This window comes from Geomicrobium halophilum (assembly GCF_014207655.1).
In the GTDB taxonomy this organism is placed as follows: domain Bacteria; phylum Bacillota; class Bacilli; order Bacillales; family Marinococcaceae; genus Geomicrobium; species Geomicrobium halophilum.
This window is the reverse complement of sequence record NZ_JACHHJ010000001.1, coordinates 587,096-606,963: the sequence shown is the minus strand read 5'-3', so window position 1 is coordinate 606,963 and position 19,868 is coordinate 587,096. Positions and strand designations below refer to the sequence as shown.

19 protein-coding genes and 2 pseudogenes are annotated in these 19,868 nt (G+C 41.6%); 5 read left to right on the top strand and 16 right to left on the bottom strand.

Annotated features, from left to right (window positions below; genetic code table 11):
• Nucleotides 1-3: 3 nt before the first annotated feature.
• The 5 genes from HNR44_RS02965 to HNR44_RS02945 all read left to right on the top strand — a co-directional run bounded on the left by HNR44_RS02965 (nucleotide 4) and on the right by HNR44_RS02945 (nucleotide 4,172).
• On the top strand, nucleotides 4-948 hold the full coding sequence (locus HNR44_RS02965) for a U32 family peptidase (protein WP_184402618.1): 945 nt from the start codon (nucleotides 4-6) through the stop codon (nucleotides 946-948).
• 154 nt (nucleotides 949-1,102) lie between these two features.
• Nucleotides 1,103-2,182, top strand: a complete 1,080-nt coding sequence (locus HNR44_RS02960) for a TRAP transporter substrate-binding protein (protein ID WP_343069342.1) — start codon at nucleotides 1,103-1,105, stop codon at nucleotides 2,180-2,182.
• Nucleotides 2,183-2,315: 133 nt separating this feature from the next.
• On the top strand, nucleotides 2,316-2,483 hold the full coding sequence (locus HNR44_RS02955) for a hypothetical protein (RefSeq protein ID WP_184402617.1): 168 nt from the start codon (nucleotides 2,316-2,318) through the stop codon (nucleotides 2,481-2,483).
• Nucleotides 2,484-2,510: 27 nt separating this feature from the next.
• Nucleotides 2,511-2,960: an RraA family protein gene (locus HNR44_RS02950; RefSeq protein WP_281381367.1), complete on the top strand. Its 450-nt coding sequence runs from the start codon at nucleotides 2,511-2,513 to the stop codon at nucleotides 2,958-2,960.
• 45 nt (nucleotides 2,961-3,005) lie between these two features.
• Nucleotides 3,006-4,172, top strand: coding sequence for an iron-containing alcohol dehydrogenase family protein (locus tag HNR44_RS02945; RefSeq protein ID WP_184402615.1), 1,167 nt, complete (start codon nucleotides 3,006-3,008; stop codon nucleotides 4,170-4,172).
• An 89-nt stretch (nucleotides 4,173-4,261) separates the two neighbouring features.
• Here the strand turns inward: HNR44_RS02945 and HNR44_RS02940 are convergent, their stop codons facing one another.
• From HNR44_RS02940 to HNR44_RS02875, 16 genes and pseudogenes are all read right to left on the bottom strand, one after another.
• Nucleotides 4,262-5,215, bottom strand: coding sequence for a pyridoxal phosphate-dependent aminotransferase (locus HNR44_RS02940; protein ID WP_343069416.1), 954 nt, complete (start codon nucleotides 5,213-5,215; stop codon nucleotides 4,262-4,264).
• A 5-nt stretch (nucleotides 5,216-5,220) separates the two neighbouring features.
• Nucleotides 5,221-5,364 (bottom strand): hypothetical protein, encoded by a 144-nt coding sequence (locus HNR44_RS02935; protein ID WP_184402613.1) that lies wholly within the window; start codon nucleotides 5,362-5,364, stop codon nucleotides 5,221-5,223.
• Nucleotides 5,365-5,403: 39 nt separating this feature from the next.
• Nucleotides 5,404-5,752, bottom strand: a pseudogene (locus HNR44_RS17985) (SDR family oxidoreductase); the annotation flags it as partial.
• Nucleotides 5,703-5,903 carry an SDR family oxidoreductase gene (locus HNR44_RS17585; RefSeq protein WP_246406956.1) on the bottom strand — a complete coding sequence of 67 codons (201 nt, stop codon included), beginning with the start codon at nucleotides 5,901-5,903 and terminating at the stop codon, nucleotides 5,703-5,705. The gene HNR44_RS17585 and the pseudogene HNR44_RS17985, both read right to left, overlap by 50 nt.
• A gap of 909 nt (nucleotides 5,904-6,812) precedes the next feature.
• Nucleotides 6,813-7,109 (bottom strand): alcohol dehydrogenase catalytic domain-containing protein, encoded by a 297-nt coding sequence (locus HNR44_RS17580; protein ID WP_246406953.1) that lies wholly within the window; start codon nucleotides 7,107-7,109, stop codon nucleotides 6,813-6,815.
• Between the two features lie 229 nt (nucleotides 7,110-7,338).
• The gene (locus HNR44_RS02920) at nucleotides 7,339-8,364 is read right to left on the bottom strand and encodes a TRAP transporter substrate-binding protein (RefSeq protein WP_184402612.1); all 1,026 of its coding nucleotides are present in this window, start codon (nucleotides 8,362-8,364) and stop codon (nucleotides 7,339-7,341) included.
• 132 nt (nucleotides 8,365-8,496) lie between these two features.
• Nucleotides 8,497-9,780 carry a TRAP transporter large permease gene (locus HNR44_RS02915; RefSeq protein ID WP_184402611.1) on the bottom strand — a complete coding sequence of 428 codons (1,284 nt, stop codon included), beginning with the start codon at nucleotides 9,778-9,780 and terminating at the stop codon, nucleotides 8,497-8,499.
• Nucleotides 9,777-10,295, bottom strand: a complete 519-nt coding sequence (locus tag HNR44_RS02910; RefSeq protein ID WP_184402610.1) for a TRAP transporter small permease — start codon at nucleotides 10,293-10,295, stop codon at nucleotides 9,777-9,779. Before HNR44_RS02910 ends, HNR44_RS02915 begins: the two co-directional genes overlap by 4 nt.
• Nucleotides 10,296-10,671: 376 nt before the next feature.
• Nucleotides 10,672-11,257: pseudogene (locus HNR44_RS17575) on the bottom strand (enolase C-terminal domain-like protein).
• A gap of 154 nt (nucleotides 11,258-11,411) precedes the next feature.
• Nucleotides 11,412-11,603 (bottom strand): hypothetical protein, encoded by a 192-nt coding sequence (locus tag HNR44_RS17570; RefSeq protein WP_246406950.1) that lies wholly within the window; start codon nucleotides 11,601-11,603, stop codon nucleotides 11,412-11,414.
• A 116-nt stretch (nucleotides 11,604-11,719) separates the two neighbouring features.
• Complete coding sequence (dgoD, locus tag HNR44_RS02900) at nucleotides 11,720-12,868, bottom strand: galactonate dehydratase (protein WP_184402609.1); 1,149 nt, start codon at nucleotides 12,866-12,868, stop codon at nucleotides 11,720-11,722.
• A gap of 90 nt (nucleotides 12,869-12,958) precedes the next feature.
• Nucleotides 12,959-14,410: an aldehyde dehydrogenase family protein gene (locus tag HNR44_RS02895; RefSeq protein ID WP_184402608.1), complete on the bottom strand. Its 1,452-nt coding sequence runs from the start codon at nucleotides 14,408-14,410 to the stop codon at nucleotides 12,959-12,961.
• Nucleotides 14,411-14,486: 76 nt separating this feature from the next.
• Nucleotides 14,487-15,386: a fumarylacetoacetate hydrolase family protein gene (locus tag HNR44_RS02890; protein WP_184402607.1), complete on the bottom strand. Its 900-nt coding sequence runs from the start codon at nucleotides 15,384-15,386 to the stop codon at nucleotides 14,487-14,489.
• A 24-nt stretch (nucleotides 15,387-15,410) separates the two neighbouring features.
• Nucleotides 15,411-16,172, bottom strand: coding sequence for an IclR family transcriptional regulator (locus tag HNR44_RS02885; RefSeq protein ID WP_184402606.1), 762 nt, complete (start codon nucleotides 16,170-16,172; stop codon nucleotides 15,411-15,413).
• A 185-nt stretch (nucleotides 16,173-16,357) separates the two neighbouring features.
• Entirely contained in the window at nucleotides 16,358-18,571 is a 2,214-nt protein-coding gene (locus HNR44_RS02880; protein WP_184402605.1) for a dihydroxy-acid dehydratase domain-containing protein, read from the bottom strand.
• Between the two features lie 39 nt (nucleotides 18,572-18,610).
• On the bottom strand, nucleotides 18,611-19,864 hold the full coding sequence (locus HNR44_RS02875; protein ID WP_184403525.1) for a nickel pincer cofactor-dependent isomerase, group 22: 1,254 nt from the start codon (nucleotides 19,862-19,864) through the stop codon (nucleotides 18,611-18,613).
• Nucleotides 19,865-19,868 lie beyond the last annotated feature (4 nt).

The window sequence follows — 19,868 nt, the reverse complement described above, 5'->3', positions numbered from 1 at the left end:
CTTATGGAAAAGACGAAAAAATTATTGCGAGATCATGGATATCCGGATACAGATCGCTATGCATTGCCTTCATCCCGGAAACGTTTTCCGGACGGGGCACAGTATCGCGTTGAACTTCCAAGTGTTGAAGGACCCGAAGCATTAAAGGTGACCCTTGATGAGATTGAGCGTCATGATGTCCTTATTCACAGAGTCTCTCAAGGTAGTGGCATTATGTTACTGACAGACGAAGAAATCCAACAAATGAATCAGCTCGCTGCTGAAAATCAAATGGAGTTAAGCCTATTTGTTGGGCCTCGAGGAACTTTTGATGTGAGTGCACAACCGTTAACACCTGCGGGTCAAGTCATTGCACTGCGTCATGAAGGAGCAGATCAACTCTTATATGCTATGGAAGACCTTCGTCGCGGCGCTGAATTAGGGTTAAGAGGCGCACTTGTCGCCGATGAAGGGCTGCTCCTTATGACCAAGAAAATGAAGGAGGATGGGCTACTTCCGCAAGATTTTGTTGTTAAAGTATCGGTGCAAATGATGGCTGCTAATCCGGTTTCGGTTCGCTTGATGCAAGATATCGGAGCGGACACATACAATGTCCCCACGGCACTTACCTTGCCGAAACTTGCTGCTATTCGGGAAACCATTGATATTCCGATAGATTTATACGTTGAGGTTCCGGACAATTTTGGCGGTTTTCTCAGATATTATGAAATTCCAGAATTGATTCGGATTTTATCGCCGGTGTACATTAAGTTTGGGTTAAGGAATCACCCTGACGTCTATCCGTCTGGGAAACATCTGGAAGCGCAAAATTTGGAACTCGCAAAAGAGCGTGTGCATCGTGCCAAAATTGGAGCGGAAATGGTCCAACGTTATGCTCCCGATGCGATCACCTCAAAAAAAGGAGCGGAAGGGTTAGGAATCCCGAAAGTTTTTTCAAATAACCCGTAAATTGACTGAAGATCGCTGTGTAAAACCTTAGGAAGTTACTGAAATGAGTCCCCTTGGTATAGTACAAGAGTAATAACTAGAGGAACCAAGGAGGACTCAAGATGAATTATAGTGTGAAGAAAATATTATTTTATTGAAAGGGGAAGATTCTAAAGTGAACAATAATTTAAGACAATTCTCCATCTTTTCAACTTTTTCCTTAATGTTGGCTCTTACTGTGGCTTGTAGCGGGGAGGAAGTTAATGTAGAAAGCGAGGATACCAGTGGGGATGAAAATTTAGATGCTGAAGAAGTGGAAGCGGATAACCCTGATGCACAAACCTTACGTATTAGTGTGGGAATAAACGATCAACATCCTCTATATGATTCTGCTATACATTTTGGAGAATTATTAACTGAAAAAACGGATGATTTTAATGTTGAAGTTTATCACTCTGCTCAAATCGCCGCTGACCTTGTCGCCACAGAAATGGTGCAAAACGGTGACTTGGATATTACAATAACGTCTACTTCCCCTGTAATGAACAATATTCCTGAATATGGCGTTTTTGACTTGCCATTCGTAATCCCTGACGAAGAAGTTGCCGACGAAGTGTTGGATGGGGAATTCGGTGATCAGATGTTAGACATATTGGAAGATCAGGATCTGGTTGGCTTGGCTTGGTGGGAAAATGGATTCAGGAATTTAACAAACGATGTCAGACCTGTAGAAAGTATCGATGATCTCGAAGGCCTAACGCTACGTACCATGGAAACGGATATCCATTTGGATTCCTGGTCCGAAATGGGGGCCAATCCGACACCGATGGCTTTTGACGAATTGTATACCGGTTTACAACAGGGGACGATTGAAGGGCAGGAAAACCCTTACCCAATTATTAATCTTGAAGGTTATCATGAAGTTCAACAATATCTTTCCGCCACAAATCATGTATATACACCTTACATTTTCTTATTCAGTAAACAAATATGGGATGAATTGACTCCGGAACAACAAGAAGCGATTGCAGAATCCGCTTATGAGACCCGGGAATACAATCGTGAAATTACACGGGATGAAGCCCAAAATAGCTTAGAAGAACTTCAAAGTAGCATGGAATTTTCAGAAATCACTAACGAAGAATATGAAAGATTTCAGGAAGCCGTTGAGCCAGTTATTGAGAACCATTCAGCCACTATTGGGGAAGATATCGTGGATGATTTCTTGTCAGCAGTAGAGAAAGCCTCTGACTAGAAGTGATATTGACCGCCATATAGCTGCGGAAGGAGTAATCTTCCTCCTCTATGTGCATGTAATTAGAGGAAGTCCTATTGTTGTTCTGTACATTTAATTTCTTAAATTTCATTATTACGAGGGAGAGATTAAAATGAACTTTAATAAATTGGAAGAGCAATTATTTACAGGAGTCATCGCTGATACGTTAGATTCGATGGGGTTACGAAACCAAGTGATGCAACATCATATTAGACCGATTGACCCCTCTTTTAAATTTGTAGGGCGAGCACTGACAGTCCTCGCTACGGATGTTTATTAAGAGCCTGAGAACCCGTATGAGAAAGAACTGGAAGCGGTAGATGCCCTTGAGAAAGATGATGTTATGATTGTAACGACAAATGGTTCTACTAATAGCAGCTTTTGGGGAGAACTTCTCAGCACGGTAGCCATAGAAAAAGGCTCCCGAAGTGTAGTGATTGATGGCTTTACAAGAGATAGCAGACCTATCATTGAATTGGGATTCCCTACTTTCACAAGTGGATTTCATCCTTATGACTCTAAAGGTCGCTTAGATGTCATTGATTATAAAGTTCCGATTGAATGCGGGAGAGTCAAGGTTCATAACGGTGATTTGGTCTTTGCCTATTTTGATGGCATAGTCGTGATTCCCCAAGCCCACAGAGAAGAGGTGTTCGAGAAAGCTTTGCAAAAGGTGGAGGCAGAGAATAAAATGAGAGAAGAATTAAAGAAAGGGATGGGTATCATCGAAGCACATAAAAAATATGACGCACTTTAAAAAATAACTAAATTTTTCACAAGAAAAAGAGGGAGTTGAAAGTACTTGTCTTCGATCTATCTACCTGGACGCATTAAATTTGGTGAAGGGTTTAGTGCGAACATTGGTCATGAGTTTCATGATTTAGGCTGCCGAAAAATAATGATTGTTTGTGACGAAGGGATTGTAAGCTCCGGCATTTTAAATACGTTTATCCAACATTTGGATGCGGAAGCAGTTGCTTTTGCCGTTTTTGACCAAGTCATTCCTGATCCGGATGTTCAATGTATATACCAAGCTCGCGACTTTTATATTCATGAACAATGTGATGGAATATTGGCCATTGGCGGCGGCAGTTCCATTGATACTGCCAAGGGTGCTGGTCTATCGGTGACAAACACCGAACCTGTGATGAATTATGCAGGCGTCGATAACATTCATCATCCCCTACCACCGTTAGTCGCAATACCCACAACCTGTGGAACCGGGTCTGAAGTGACCAACGTGACGGTGATCACCGATGAACACCATTTCAAATATCCATTTGTTTCAGAACACCTCATGCCAACTGTAGCCATCCTTGATCCTGAACTTCTGTTTAGTCTACCGAGCCATTTAGTCGCCTCGACCGGCATGGACTCGTTAACTCATGCTGTTGAAGCATTGACCAATAAGAATGACAACTGGTTGGCTGATGCATGTGCCATAAAAGCCATTCGCATGATAGGCGAGCATATTAAGCAAGCAACCATCAGCAAGGATAAGGGTGCTCTTAGTGAAATGCTATATGCCAGCAGTCTGGCCGGCATTGCATTTAGTCTTTCTCGTCTAGGTTTGGTTCATGCCATGTCGCACCCCGTAAGCGGAATCGCAAATGTCCCCCATGGTTTGGCGAATGCAATTTTACTTCCCTACATTTTGAATTTCAACCTGGTTGGAGAACCGGAAAAGCACGCGCTTTTTTCCAGAGAATTCGGCGTTGATTGTCAAGGAAGTGCTGTTGATACCGCTCAGGCAGGTGTTGAAGCAGTCATTAAGATGAATGAACAATTAGGTATCCCAAAATCCTTTCAGGAATTGAATGTGGATCAAGGCTTAATCCCTCAAATGGTAGAAGACACTTTCAAAAGTGGGAACATACCAATTAATGCACGCGAGGTTAATCAAACAGATGTTGAAAGAATCTATGATGCCGCTTTTACCGGTAAATTTCATCATTATACTACTCAATAAGAAAAAAGTACATTCCTCCATAATGGGGGTGTCCTTTCTAGCTATTTACTTTTTTTGATAAAACTCACCCATCCTTTTTATCCCTTCTTTTACTGCTCAATGTCCCCGGCAAAACAAATGCGAATGAGGCTTTTTCCTGAAGGTCCAAATGTATCACAGGGAGCGGCGACGATTTTTTGTTTCATTAAAAGCCCCATCGCGAACTCCTTGGCTGACATTCCGGTACATGCAATATCGATCGGAATATAAAAAGAGCCTTTGGGTGTGATAAAATCCATATGATATTGTTTAAGAAGGTCACAAGCAATATCTCTGTGTTGTTTGTAAATGTCGAGCATTTCTTTTACAAAGTCCTTGGATCCATCGAGAGCTGCTTCACCCGCTTTTTGAGAAATGGAAGGGGCACAGGTGGTGACAGGTTCCTGTAATTTACACATTACACCCCATAATCTTTCCGGTACAATCGCATAAGCAAGCCGCCATCCTGTCATCGCGTACACCTTTGAAAACCCAAAGATACTTATGATATGATCTTTCATGGAAGGATCAGCGGACAATGGAGAAATGTGCTTGCCTTCGTAGATGAGTTCATCATAAAGTTCGTCAGAAATAATATACAGCTCATGTTCCTTCGCGAGTTGCAGGATTTGTTGCGACTTCTCTTCTGTGAATACAGCTCCTGTAGGATTACTCGGTGAATTAATAATGATTTCTTTTGTAAAAGGTGTTATTCGCTTTTCAATATCCGAAACATCAGGTAAAAAGTCATTTTCCGCTTTCGTCCGATAAAAAACAGGTATCGCCCCTTGCATCCTGATTAAAGATTCATAGTTCGGATAAGCCGGATCAGGTAAAAGCACTCCTTCACCAATCTCAACGATTGATAATAGTGCCAGATTAAGCGCAGATACTGCTCCTGCCGAAACCAAAATTCTGTTAATCGGTACGTTAACATTGTAATCCCGTTTCATTCTTCTGGATATTGCTTCTCTAACAGAGGCCATTCCAGCATTTTCTGTATAGAGCGTAAACCCGTCCTCGATGGCTTTTATCGTTTTATATGGCCGGGGGTCTGTACAGCCGGTTCTCCGATTTGCAATGGGATCACGTCTGACATCTCTTCCGCGATATTCATAATGTCACGAATGCTGTTCATTTGAATGTTTTCTCGGCTTTTCGCAAAGGTTTTCAATTTTTCGACACCGTCCCAAAGGAGAAATACAGGATTGGTTTATCTCCCCAACCACCCACCGTCAACGGCCAACAAATGGCCATTTATATAATTCGAGGCCTCTGAAGCAAGAAAAACGACAGTTCCTTGAAAATCATCAGGATCTCCCCAGCGTCCAGCCGGAATCCGTTCCAGTATTTGACGATTTCGGTTTTCATCTTGAACTAGGTCAACATTCATGTCTGTTGCAACATAGCCCGGGACAATCGCGTTTACTTGAACATTGTCTTGTGCCCATTGTTCGAGAGAGCCTTAGTCAATTGGCAACGCCTCCCTTTGACGCGGCATATGCCGGGACTTTAATCCCACCTTGGAAGGAAATCAGTGAGGCGACATTGATAATTTTTCCCTATTCCTCTCCGAAAATCAACCGATGGTGACCTCCGTTGTATACCGCCTTTATTGACCAATATATCTATTTTTTCAAACGTAGATACGACCGCTGGGATTGCTGCTTTCACTTGAGTGTCATCTTCCAGATCACATGGAATGATTTCCATGCAACACCGATATTTTCAATATCTTCTTTCACATTGAGTTGCTCTGAATTACGCTGCAACAAAGCAATATCAGCCTGCACGGGCTTACGCAACAGCCATTGATCGTACGATCCCTCTCGTTCAACCTGTTATCGCTGCAACTTTTCCATTGAGAAATCAAAAAGTTTTAACGTCATACGACAACTCCTGTTATTAATATTTAAATAGTACTTTCAGCGTTTCATCAGGGTTTTCCATAAATGAAAATCCTCTTTCAATTTCCTGTATAGATAGTTGATGCGAAATTATAGAGAAAATGTCAAACTGACCACTACTCATCATCTCAACAACCACTTTAAAGTCACTACTGCTATAAGCACCGTGTGGTCGTAAGTGTATTTTCCTTAAAGTGCATTTTTGCTAGATCAACGGTCGGTGCCTGTTTATAAAGACTGACTACAACTACCTCACCTTGATGCTCACTAAATCAACCATTTGATCCGTTGTGCTCTGGACCCTAGCCACTTCAAAAACAATATTTGCACCAATACCTTTTGTAAAATGCAACACTTCTTGGGTAACATCAACATCTTTGGCATTTAACGCTTGTAACCCGAATTTTTTAGCTTTTCTTAAACGTAGGGACTGATTTCAGAAATAAAAACTTGACTCGCACCTGCCTGTTTGGCCATTAAGCCGATTAATAGCCCAATAGGCCCCTGCCCCCAATATTACAGCATGATCCCCACTTTTAATCGTGACCTCCGTGATGGTATGAACGGCCACAGCTAAAGGTTCTGCAAATGCTGCCGCCGAACCATCCAAGTCGGGTGGAATTACATGCAACCGATTTAATGGTACAGCGACATACTCCGCAAATCCACCATTTCTATCAATACCTATGAGTCTAAGCGATTTACATACATGATTTTAGCCTGCTGCACAGGCCTCACAGTGTCTGCAACTAAGCGTTGGTTCAATGACAACACTATCAACCAATAGAAAATGAAGATTCCCAGCTGAGCTCTTCAACATAGTTGCTAAATTCATGCCCCATAACCAGAGATTCTTGCGCCCTGTGGGATGTTTACCGGGATAGATCATCATATCGGTACCGCCGATCCCGGCATAAGAGACTCTAATTAACGCTTCACCATCACTCAATTTCGGTTTATATATCTCGCTAACCACAACATTTCTTTCTGAAAAATAAAGACCTGCTTTCATTTCGCCCCTCCCCCTGGTATCTTCTGCTGAGTAGTATGGTTTAAATAGGGCCTCGTTTTCTTTAGTATTAGAGCATTAAAAAAATGGAAGGAGGCTTGCCTAAAGTGGATTCATACATTCACATGGAAACTGCACTAACCAATGAACAAGCCTTTTCCAAAATTATTCGTCTGTCACCACACCTGTAAAATATAATAAATATAAAGCGTTTATAATACTGGCTATTCTATCACTCAGCTTCTTCCTCAATCCTTTGTACTATGTCTTCTGCCCAATCGAACTCTGCATAAAAATCTTCATACATCGGCTCCGCTGCATCAATCATCTGTTCCTGAAATTCTTCGCTCGGGTTCGTGAAATTTACCCCCTCGCTTTCCAAATACTCCTTGTCTTCTTCATAACTGTTTTCCATCAATTCAAATTGGTATTCAGCAGATTCAATAGCTGCTTCTTCAACAATTTGTTGCTCCTCTTCACTTAGCCCATCATAAAATTGTGCATTGATTACATACATATTGGGGCTAAACATATGCCTTGATTCGAGAATATCGGACTGTACTTCATACCAACCAGAGGCACGAACAGATGCTACAGGGTTCTCTTGCGCGTCAACAACTCCCTGTTCCAAACTAGTAAAAATCTCATCAATAGGAAGGGGCGAAACAGTTGTGCCCATCCGTTCCCAAAGTTCTATATAATTAGGGATATTTGGAGTACGCACACGTAAACCATTTAAATCTTCCATACTTTCTATCGTCTGGTTAGAGGAGAGCATCCTAAACCCATTTGCACTCCATGATAGTGCCTTTACGCCATGAATGTCTTCTAAATCCTCGGTTAATTCATCTCCTATTTCTCCATTTAGGACATTCTGTACATGATCATAATCTTCAAAGAGAAAAGGCCATTCCGCAACTGCAATCTTTTCTACTTCATCTTGCATAATCATTCCAGGAACCCCCATTTCGGTAGTCCCTGATTGCACGCCTGCATAAAACTCTTCCTCTGCACCCAGTTGGCTGTCCGGATAAATTTCTACAGTTAGACTACCATTAGAATTTTCTTCTACTAGGGGTTTAAATTTTTCATTTAAAGCAACATTCTGAGGATGGTCTTGAGCGAAATAATGTGCCACTTTTATTGTCTGTTCCCCTTCACCACCTACTTCGGAACTAGCACTTTCCTCCCCTTCTCCGCAAGCGACCAATCCCACCATTGACACGACCATACCGTAGCTCAACCATTTCCTTAACATTGAAATGCCTCCCTTTAATATAAATAGTCTTTCATTTATTCACCGAAGCTTGTCTGATAAAGGTTTCATCTTCTCACATAATTACACCTTCTCCCCCCAGAATGAATTTTTTCTTTCAAAGCTTCCTTTAATCTACCCATCATATAACCATTCTAATGGTGTAGTAATCAGCTCTGGGAATATCACAAAAATAACTATAAGGATTATATAAACGAGCCAAAATGGCCAAATTCCTTTTGTAATATCAAGTAAACTGAGCTTACTTATACCACTTACAACAAATAGCACAGTACCAACAGGAGGGGTAATAAGACCAATGGATAAGTTCATGACCATCAAAATTCCGAAATATACCGGGTCAATACCAGCCATTTCAATTACTGGCAACAACACTGGAGTGAAAATAAGTACCGCTGGTGTCATGTCCATGACAAGTCCTACTAATAGGAGAAAGCCCATAATTATCAATAACATCAGCATTGGATCTTCAGTGATACCCGATATTGTAGTCACGAGTTCTGTAGGTATTTGAGCTACAGTAATCACCCATGAAGTCACCAATGCACATGCCGCTAGAAACATTACGATACCAGTGGTTTTGGCAGCGTTCACCAAGATGTTAGGAACTTCTTTAAACGCCAAGTCGCCTTTATAAACTGTAAAGCTTAAAATGAAGGCATAGACAGCGACCACTACAGCTGCTTCCGTTGGTGTAAATATCCCACCTCTCAAACCTACAATGATAATGACCGGTAATAACAACGCCCAAATTGCTTGATAGAATGCTTTCATCCTTTCCTTACCGGTCGATTTCTCCATGGATTCAAAGTTGCCTTTTCTAGCGACAATATACCATGCAATCATTAAACCAATGCCCATTAGCAAACCTGGAACAATCCCTGCCATGAATAATTGAGTAACTGACACTCCGCCTATAACCCCAAACAAGATGAGAGGAATACTCGGAGGAATAACAGTAGCAATAATCCCCGAAGACCCCACAAGCCCTGAGGATTTTTTTATATCATATCCCTGTGCAGCCATCATTGGGATAATAATTGCACCCAACGCAGCTGCATCTGCAACTGCAGAACCGGAAAGACCTGCAAACATGACGCCGGCTAGTATCGCTACGTAACCTAATCCTCCTCTAATATGCCCTACCAAAGTGGAAGCAAAGTGAACGACTCGCCTCGAAATCCCGCCAGCATTCATTATTTCTCCCGCTAAAATGAAGAAAGGTATCGCCATCAATGGGAAATTATTTGCACCATTAACGAGATTCTGTGTAATAATTTGCGGATCAAAAATACCTAGAACAATCGTCATTGCAATCGCACTCAATAACAACGAGAATGCTACAGGAACACCCAGGAAAAGAAAGAAAAACAAAACACCTAAAAATATCCAGATCATGCCTCGTCGTCTCCTTCGTCATTTAATGGTTTCGCCCAAGGAGGGGCATTCTTGTTAAATACTACGAATTCAATTGTTTGAATAATAGCAAGAATAAGCATCGTAATAGCTGAAATTAATCCTGCCGAATACAAGAATGATAAAGGTATACCGGTTGCAGGTCCATGGTTATTAGAAGCGATTTCGAACATCTGTACACCGCCGTATATAAACAATCCCAGTGTTGCAATAACGATAAGATTATTAATAGTATATAAAACTTTTTGTGGCCCACGGGGTAGCGCACCAATTACGATGTCTACTCCTAAATGCGCTTTATCCTTGTAAGCAACAATCGCTCCCAGGAAAACAATCCATACAAATAAGTATCTGCCCATCTCTTCGGACCAAGTAATGCCAGAACTAAATCCATAGCGTAAGACCACATTAAAAAACACTAGAATAACCATTGTTATAAAAAAGATCGATATAGTCCAATTTAATAAGCCATTAAGAATCCGCCCAACAGTACCCATTTTCACACCCCTTTTCTATAATATAAAACTGAGTTTATGTGCAACTATTCAGAAAATAAATACTTTTTTCGGTACTTCAAAATCTAAAATCTGATTGTTGATTACACAGAAAATACTACTCCTTTAACATCTATCTAATAGAAAATCTTTAGTAAAATTTGTAAATAAATATTTATGAAGCCGCTTTAATAAATCAATACTCAATTATCGATTTTGTCAAATTAATCCGTCTAACTGTATTCTAATCTATTCTTTTGTTGAATTTATATCTAACAAGATGTACCGAACAAGTTATCCCCAACTTATTCAGTTGCCATCACGGACCTTTCGAAATATCGACAGGATGAGGGTAATGAGGAGGACAAGTTATTGGAAATTAAAAAGATGATCTAAATGGACTTAAAAGGTTCCAATCAAATTCAGCACCTCTCCTAGTTGTATCTGGAGCCACAGCGCGGCCATTCTTAATAGCTAATGCTCTCGTTATATACTGATCTATCGGAAAACTGTGAAATTCTAAATATGATGCATGTGGCATAGCTGACATTAAACTGACATGGAGCTCTTGCATCCCATGCGTACAAATCGGTAAATTATTTGCAAATACAAAATGAGAAACTTTCAGAAAGCCAGTAATTCCTCCTATATTAGAAGCATCTGGTTGAGGGACAATATTTCCCGTGATATCATGTTTTGAAATTCATAAATGGTATGAAGGTTTTCACCAGCGGCTATAGCGAGACCACCTTCTTTTGAAATTCGTCCATAGCCATCGTAATCATCCGGAATTGTAGGCTCTTCCAGCCATAAGACATTAAATTTATTTAACTCTTTGGCTACTTTAATAACAGTTTCGACTGTCCATTTCATATTCGCATCAACCATAAAAGCTACATCTTTCCCGATTTTTTTCGAACGGCTTCAACACGTTCTAAATCTTCATCTAACTTATCCTGTCCCAATTTAATTTTTACTGCTTGAAACCCTTGATCAAGGTAGTTTTGAACATTATTTAATAATTTGTATAATGAAAAATTAAGATCAATGCCTCCTGCATAACATTTAGTTGAATTACCTGATCCTCCAAGGAGTGTCCATAGTGGTTCATCTGCTTTTTTAGATAGCTAGACCACCAACACCGCCTGTATAAGTATAACCCACCTCCTCGGAACCGTCTTCTAAAATAATTTTTACAATAGGTAATTCAAAATGAGTATGCACCCTATGCTTGGCATCTCCTATTGGTTCGGGCAAAGGAACACGGTAATACTCAGTTAATACTTCTACAATGTTTCTAGCACCTGCCATTATTATAGGCTCCTTTATTTCTGCCGATTATTCCGTATTGTTTAAGAGATTCCAAAAACGCTTTTTGTCGACCCGGGATACTAATCAAGACTAGCACGCAGTGTCGCCTCAATACGTTACCACTCCGCAATTGTGCCGTCTTCATGCTGCCAAATTGGATTTTTCCAGTTATGACCATTCTCAGCTCTTTCCTGTACAACTGCCTCGTCAATTTCAATACCCAACCCAGGTTGCCCCGGAATATTAGCAAAACCGTTCTCAAATTGAAATACGCTTACATCCTTCACATAATCTTGGATATCATTTTGCATATTATAGTGAATACCCATACTCTGCTCCTGTATAAAAGCATTATGACAGGTAGCATCTACTTGCAGGCATGATGCCAGTGCAATAGGCCCCAGTGGACAATGAGGAGCAGCCGCAACATCGAACGTCTCTGCCATAGACATGATTTTCTTACTTTCAGTAATTCCGCCGGCATGTGATAAATTAGGCTGAATAATGTCTACATACCCGTCAATGAGCAACGGTTTAAAATCCCAACGGCTGTACATTCTTTCACCTGTAGCAATGGGAGTAACCGTATGGTTGGAGATATCTCTCAGAGCTTCATTATGTTCTGGTAAAACAGGTTCTTCAATAAACATTGGCTTAAAATATTCTAGTTCTTTGACAAGTACCTTAGCCATTGGTTTATGTACACGTCCGTGAAAGTCAACACCAATACCTATTTTCCAACCTACCTTTTCTCTTATAGAGGCTATTCTTTCTATGGCCTTTACCACTTTGTCGTGGGAATCAATATACTGCATTTCTTCCGTTCCGTTCATTTTCACAGCCTGAAAACCATTGGAAAAAGCAGCCGCTGCCGCTTGCGCCACATCCTCAGGACGATCTCCGCCAATCCAGGAATACACTTTAATCTTGTCTCTGGTTGCCCCACCAAGCAACTCATGTATAGGTGCCTTATAATATTTCCCTTTAATATCCCACAGTGCTTGGTCTATTCCGGAGATAGCACTCATTAATATCGGCCCGCCACGATAAAACCCGCCGCGATACATAACGTTCCAATGTTCCTCAATATGCAGTGGATTCTTACCGATGAGGAGTTCCATCAATTCTTTGACTGCCATTTCTACAGTCTTGCTTTTTCCTTCTAATATGGGCTCTCCCCAACCAACAATACCTTCATCAGTTTCCAATTTTAAAAATAACCATCTTGGTGGGACTTCATATAATCTATAATTTATGATTTTCATGAATTTTCCCTTCCTTATGTAAAAGTTATGCTTGTTGGTCCTTTGATATTTTCAAAGAACCAACAAGCTCATTTCGATCCGTTTAATAAATTAAAAACTGTGTCTGATAGCACATGTCTTGGTCTCACTGTAGAATTCCAAAGCCGCCTGTCCTTGTTCCCTAGTATGAGAACTGGACATTTTCATGCCCCCGAAAGGTGCCTGATACTCGACCCCTGCAGTTTCGAGATTCACACGTACCATCCCGGCCTCTGAACGTTCCAAAAACTGATGTGAGCGGCTCAAATCATTGGTGAAAATAGATGCACTCAAACCGTAATCGGTATTGTTAGCAATCTCAATAGCCTCGTCAAAACTTTGAGCTTCCAATAAAACCGCAAACGGTCCGAACACTTCCTCCTGGGCTAACGTGTGATTAGCATCCACGCCATCGACAATGAGTGGTTGAATATAATACCCATCATAATCACTGGCAATGGTTTTCGCTTCAGCCACCACATTCGCTTCTTTTTTGGCTAATGAAACGTACCCATTAATCTTTTCATATTGGTCTTTTGAAGATACTGGGCCAAGGAAAGCTTTTTCGTCAAGCGCCTCTCCGACGCGTAGATCCGCCACGGCTGTCTTCAGTTTGTCTTTTAAGGCCGGCATAATTTTCTTATCCCCTACAATTCGGCTGCTAGCCGTACATTTTTGACCGGCGGATGTAAAGGATCCACTGAGGATGGCCGATACGGTTTGATCAAGATCCGCATCATCAAGCACTACAGCCACATTTTTACCGCCCATTTCTGTCTGATATTTAATATTGCGCGATGCACAAATCGCCGCAGCATGCATGCCCGTCTCCGTCGATCCTGTAAAGCTAAGGGCATCAATGTTAGCTTTTTCAAGGAGTGTATTTCCTACTTGACTCCCGGATCCAATCAACATATTGATTAGACCGGATGGTAATACCTCTTGGAAAACATCCATTAACTTGGATGCTGTGAGTGCAGCCTGTTTGGCAGGCTTCCAAACAATAGCGTTTCCACAAATTAATGCAGGAGCCATTTTCCAAATGGGAATAGCTACGGGGAAATTCCAAGGTGTAATGACCCCAACAACGCCGAGTGGTACTCGTTTTGAATACTGGTGAACTTGAGGATTTGCAGCCGGAATGACATCTCCATCAGAGCGACTGCCTTCTGCAGCATAGTAGCGTAATAATTGGATACCCCTGGCCACTTCTCCTTTCATTTCCTTGATCGGTTTCCCCATTTCAGAGCTGGCTAATGTAGCGATTTCATCTTTGTTTTCTTCTAATTTGATCGCCATATTTTCTAATGTAGCCCCTTTTTTCAATCCGGAAAGAGAGGCCCACTCTCGTTGCGCCTGTTTTGCTGCTTCAACAGCTTCTGCAACGGCACTATTAGAAACCTCATGGTAAACACCTACTTGTTCGGATAGATTTGAAGGGTTGTAAATCGTTGTTGCTTCTCCATCCTGTTGGTTCCCATTAATAACACTATAAGCTTCGTAAACTTGAGATGTAACTGACATTAGTTAATCCTCCTAGTAAAATATAAATGTTTGTATTTAAACTCTACCCGATCTTTTGGTAGAGCTTTTCACATTATTAAGATGCAACTGTTTTTCCGGTTACTTGTTCAACCGTATTGCGCAATGTTCCAATCCCTGAAATTTCGATTTCAATCCGATCCCCTTGCTGTAACGTGAAATCATTTGGAGGAACAATGTTCGTACCGGTGAGCAAGACAGTTCCATCATAAACATCGTTGTCCCTCACCAAATATTGAACGAGTTCTTCCAAACTTCGCTTCAGTTGACCCACCTTTCCATCTCCATCAAAAATTGGCGATTCATTTCGAAAAACTGTGCATCGAATTTCCAAATCGTATGGGTCAACGACTGTGTCAGCCAGTCTAATGACTGGGCCGATGGAACACGATTTTTTCCATACCTTTGCTTGAGGCAAGTACAATGGATTCTCCCCTTCAATATCCCGGCAACTCATGTCGTTCCCTATCGTATACCCGACAATATTTCCGACCGAGGTGAGTACTAGCCCTAATTCAGGTTCAGGCACTTGCCAGTTGGAATCAGAGCGAATACATACAGGACTATCTGGACCTACCGTACGAGCAGCTGTAGATTTAAGAAAAATTTCAGGCCGCTCAGCATCATACACTTTGTCATAAAAGGTCCCGCTATCCAATTCCCCTTCTGTAGCTTCATAATTTCTTGCCTCACGACTTCTTTGGTAGGTGACTCCCGCTGCCCATACTTCGGGTGCTTCGACCGGTACTAGCAACTGTAATGAATCAAAAGGATCTGAAAGCTTTTCCCCATTATTAATAGATTGCTGAACAAGGCTAGACGGAGATATATCTTGCTTTTCAGCTTCTGCTATTAGTTCATTCCAATTTTCGTAGGGAAGATGATAACAGTCATTTTCATCCGTTAAAACAGCTAATGTTTTTTGTCTTTCTTCATTTTCGTAACAAAATATATTCATAACACAACTCCCGTAGTATTTAATTTATATATAGCCATAACCCAACTTTTGTGATAATTCTCCGCTTGCTTCTTTTAAAAGTTTTACAAATCGAGTAACTTCCGCTTCAGAAATCCGCATGGCTGACATCGAAATACTGATGGCAGCGATAACCTTTTCGGTATAATCAAAAACAGGGATGGCCACACAATGAATACCAGGTTCATTTTCTTGCTTGTCTTCAGCAAAACCTTGGTCTCTAATCTGTTGGATCTCCTTCATGAAGGTTCCCCGATCGGTAATGGTGTTTTCTGTTCGTCTGACAAACTCATAGGAACTCAGCAAAGATTCTATCTCAGTATCTGATTGGAAGGAAACGAGTACTTTACCAACCCCGCTACAATGCAATGGCACACGCCTTCCAATTCGTGAATAGAAAACGGTAGCGGACGCACTTTCCACTTTATCTATATAAATCCCTTCCTTACCATCCTGTATAACCAAATGAACCGTGTGTCCCGACTCCTTTGACAATTGAAGCAAATACTCCCTTGCCACAGTACGTATATCCCGGCTATATATGACGATGTTTCCTCGTTCAAACAGTTTAAGTGCCAAGCGATATTTTCCGTTTTCCGGGTTCTGTTCAATATAATCATGCTTTTCCAAAGTTTTCAACAGAGAGTGCGTGGTGCTTTTATGAAGCGATAAACGCTCGCTAATATCAGTAATTTTGAGTTCTGTTTCATGTTCATCAAAGAGATCCAGAATCTTCATTGCTCGATCTACTGATTGAATGATAGGCATGCTGTTCCTCCTTTTACTCTTACCGGTCGAGTCCATTCTTTGTAGTTCCTATTAAGGCTATAGGTAAGAGGTTCGAGGATTTTCATGCTTTTACTAACCATTGTGCCAGACACTTAACGCACACTCTTTTCCTATAGTTCCTTCAAATTTGAACTTAACATATATCGCAATTCTTTTCACAAAGTTTACTGTATCACAAAGTCTTGATCTTCACTTGTAAGTGCTGAAATTGTAAGCAATGGCTTATAATCATCTGATGCCTCATCCAAAATCTCATAAGGGACAACACCTTTCGAAGCATCAGAATGATAAGGCATTCGGTTTGAGGCTGCGATTCTCTTTTGTCGTTTGCTCATGCTTTTACGCCGAGTTTCAGCCAATACTTCCCGTTGTCTCCGGACCTTACTAAAATCATCACTAATCTTCAAGTCTTCATGGTAGCCGGCATCCATATAATCAATACGTTTTTCCCTTAATGATAGATAAAGTAGATCACCGGTTTGTAAATAGAGAATGGCTCCGTCATTGTGGGCTTCAGGTGTCATATGGCCAATCGCTGCTCCGAGTGTCACGCCTGAATATCGGCCGTCACTAATGATTGTGGCTAATCGCTTCATTTTGCGATTCGTGTTAATATGCTGCATTGGGGTGAACATTTCCGGCATCCCAAACGCTTCCGGCCCCTGCCCGGCGATTACCACTGCAATTTTCAGCGCGTCCACCTCAACCATATGGTCAAAAATCATGGAATAGCTTTGGTCTTTCCATTCAGAAAATGACTCAGGATGATTTTCCCGTAACTGAACGAGGAGGTGATCTCGATTAAAGACGTTTCTTTCTTTTAGATCTTCAATAAGATTGTCATTTAATAGTTGTTTATTGGCTTCATCTTCGTTTTCAAAATATAAAACCTGCGCAACTTTTTTATCAAACATATCGAGGTGAGGGGTTGGCATTCCACTGATTTTTACCACTGCGCTTTCAAAGAAGTTCCCTCGTAAAACATCTACACCACTGAAAGCTCTTTTTGGTTTCGAGAGAATAACGCGATTTTCCTTTACATTCTCAGCAGAAAGTGCCGTCTTATTCCCTAAACGCTCAGCCCATGTCCGTCCTTCTACGGTCAGAGCATTTACATCCATCGGCACCCCATTTTGCAACAACTCATAGAACAAACTTTCCATCCCACGGCTTGAACTATCACAACACTGCATCGCTAGTTGATAAATATCCCTATCTTCCGTAAGACTATAATTAAATAAATCCGGAACGGGTGTTTCGTGATGAAGTTTATCAAGGTCTTCAAGGGTAAAACGATAGCCCCCGTATAGCATTGCCGCCACAATATGCATCATCAGATTAGTTGATCCACCGGAAGCACTATGGATCCGAATGCCATTTCTGATATTAGCGGCAACAAGTTTAGAAACCCCATACTCTTCTTTATTTAACATGACTGAAAACTGATCAATGGCTTCATTGATTGCTTGTTGAGAGGGAGCGTCTGTTAATAGTTCCAATGAAGGATGCACTAGTCCAAAGCCGGCAACAATGTGGCGAGAACTATTACCGGTTCCATTAAAGGCACAAACGCCACCTTGGCCATCGCACGTGTTCACCGCCAGTTGTTTTTCAAAATACTTGTGTTCTTCTTCACTAATCACTTCATGTGCCACCGCTCTTTCAAAAACACCTTGAAATGAAGTGTTAGAAGAGCATTGAAGAATGTATGACATAGCATCATGCAAATCATCCGCGACATCAGGAAGTCCTTGATTCTTCGCCCGATCCGTGATATCCTCCAGTTCATTCCATAGCGGCTCGGGGATTGTTCCCCCTTGGAGAACATGAGCCGGAGCAAATGTGGCAGGAAACGGTGCTTCTCCTCGCTCTTGTCGCAATCGATCCAAGTGAGCCAGCCCGCTAACGACACCAAGTGGCTGTTTATCACACCCTTGAATTACAAAGGCTGCATGATAATTGTGGGCTTCAAGTTGATTTACGATCATTTGCGCGACCGCATTTCGGCTTTGCAGTGAATAACTCATACCTTGATTACTTTGCGCTGTACCATCACACATAACAGGGGTAGAGAAATAAAACGGAACTCCTCCATTTTGCCAAATACGAATCGCCGCTCTTGATGATGTTTGAAAATCCATAATATGTGCAGGATGATCAGAAGAACCACCAATAATAGCAATTCGAGGAGCATTTTTTTCAAGTCGATCGTAAATCTCTTCCAATGTCCAATCAGGGGCATCCCCATCATAGTATTGGCCGAGGGTTTGCTTGGAGCGATCTAACAATCCCGCAACTGTAATGGGCTCATTCGCTTTTCCCTGTACGTTATCCCTATAAGGGTTATATGCATTTTCAATCAAAGGAAATTTGCTCATAAAACACCACTCCTTTTCATTTTAATACCGGCATTGAACTCATACCTGTAACGCTATCGGTTCCGGATTTGAGAGCACCCGTAACTGCGAATGTTTTTCCACTTCCGGGATAAGTGATTTAGATACTTGAATTTCCTTAATATCAAGCGTATTCTTAATCCTTACGACTCTGGCTTGATCAAAATTAGGGTTATGACAGGTTTTGATGGCTGCCTTTACGGCTAAAGCTTCCGATTCCATAAACATGGGGAATTTTACAACCTCACAGACGGTGCTCGTAAGCGCGTTTGCATAACCTTTTTCCAGCTTCGTTTGTTCAAAAACAGCACGTGTCGTTACATCAGCGAGGCCAATCCCATTGGCATTCCCACTCGTTTTATATGTCAATCTGAGAACGGCAACCTTTATAGCATTCGCCCCTCCTTCTGCATAAGGAGTGCCGAATCTGCCTGTTATGTTCGGATCCATTCCGTCACCTGAAATGTCTTTTCCAATCTCATCAACGATCAGTACATCTATAGGATCGATAAAAAGTTTTGGCATCATATCCTTGGCCTCAAGCAACAGTTCAGGCTCTTCGTCCGCAAACCGCGCTGCTGGGATCGCAACAATTTTAGCTACCTCGTCATAAGCATTTTCAATTGTACCAAGCCCAAATAAAACAGGTGCATTTTGACATACAATCCTTGCCATTTCAGGAACGTGTTCAGCCATATGGCCAAAACCTAAGATATGAGCAGCTTCTGCTCCTCTTTGTTTACCTAATCCAATCGTCACCATTTTGGTCAATCCACTTTCCACCTCTCCCCGAAAAGCAGTGTGGGGCTTGATACGATTGATCACAATAATGTGATCTGCTTCATAAGCGTTCTTATCCGTGTAAATCGACATTCCGTCATGAATTTCTCCGACTTTCACAACATCCATGCTGGCAACAATAGGAGCACCGATGCTGTCTTCTGTTACCCCCAGTTCAGCCAACACTTCTTTTTGCCCATCTCCCGTTGCTCCACCGTGACTTCCCATTGCCGGCACAATAAAGGGGGCGCCTCCCGCATTTTTTATAGCTGATACGGTCTCCCGAGTCAAGACCGGCAGTTCTGCTACTCCCCTGCTTCCAACTGCTATGGCAATCCGGTCGCCGTGTTTGATTCTTTGAAGAACATCTCTTTTCTGTATCACCCGCTGAACTTCCTTCGCAACATCCTGAACGATAGGCACATCGAACGATTGCTCAACCTGAACCATATCCGGTAACGGGATCGGGTCCAGCAATTCATTGATAATACTCATCATT

Bases quoted from the DNA above. Each gene is read 5' to 3' on its own strand.
- HNR44_RS17580 (WP_246406953.1), bottom strand. From the start codon at position 7,109: ATGAAAGCAGGTCTTTATTTTTCAGAAAGAAATGTTGTGGTTAGCGAG.
- HNR44_RS02885 (WP_184402606.1), bottom strand. From the start codon at position 16,172: ATGCCTATCATTCAATCAGTAGATCGAGCAATGAAGATTCTGGATCTC.
- HNR44_RS02880 (WP_184402605.1), bottom strand. From the start codon at position 18,571: ATGAGCAAATTTCCTTTGATTGAAAATGCATATAACCCTTATAGGGAT.
- HNR44_RS02875 (WP_184403525.1), bottom strand. From the start codon at position 19,864: ATGAGTATTATCAATGAATTGCTGGACCCGATCCCGTTACCGGATATG.
- HNR44_RS02910 (WP_184402610.1), bottom strand. From the start codon at position 10,295: ATGGGTACTGTTGGGCGGATTCTTAATGGCTTATTAAATTGGACTATA.
- HNR44_RS02895 (WP_184402608.1), bottom strand. From the start codon at position 14,410: ATGTCAGTTACATCTCAAGTTTACGAAGCTTATAGTGTTATTAATGGG.
- HNR44_RS02955 (WP_184402617.1), top strand. From the start codon at position 2,316: ATGAACTTTAATAAATTGGAAGAGCAATTATTTACAGGAGTCATCGCT.
- HNR44_RS17570 (WP_246406950.1), bottom strand. From the start codon at position 11,603: ATGGCAGGTGCTAGAAACATTGTAGAAGTATTAACTGAGTATTACCGT.
- HNR44_RS02920 (WP_184402612.1), bottom strand. From the start codon at position 8,364: ATGTTAAGGAAATGGTTGAGCTACGGTATGGTCGTGTCAATGGTGGGA.
- dgoD (WP_184402609.1), bottom strand. From the start codon at position 12,868: ATGAAAATCATAAATTATAGATTATATGAAGTCCCACCAAGATGGTTA.
- HNR44_RS02915 (WP_184402611.1), bottom strand. From the start codon at position 9,780: ATGATCTGGATATTTTTAGGTGTTTTGTTTTTCTTTCTTTTCCTGGGT.
- HNR44_RS02965 (WP_184402618.1), top strand. From the start codon at position 4: ATGGAAAAGACGAAAAAATTATTGCGAGATCATGGATATCCGGATACA.
- HNR44_RS17585 (WP_246406956.1), bottom strand. From the start codon at position 5,903: ATGGAAATCATTCCATGTGATCTGGAAGATGACACTCAAGTGAAAGCA.
- HNR44_RS02890 (WP_184402607.1), bottom strand. From the start codon at position 15,386: ATGAATATATTTTGTTACGAAAATGAAGAAAGACAAAAAACATTAGCT.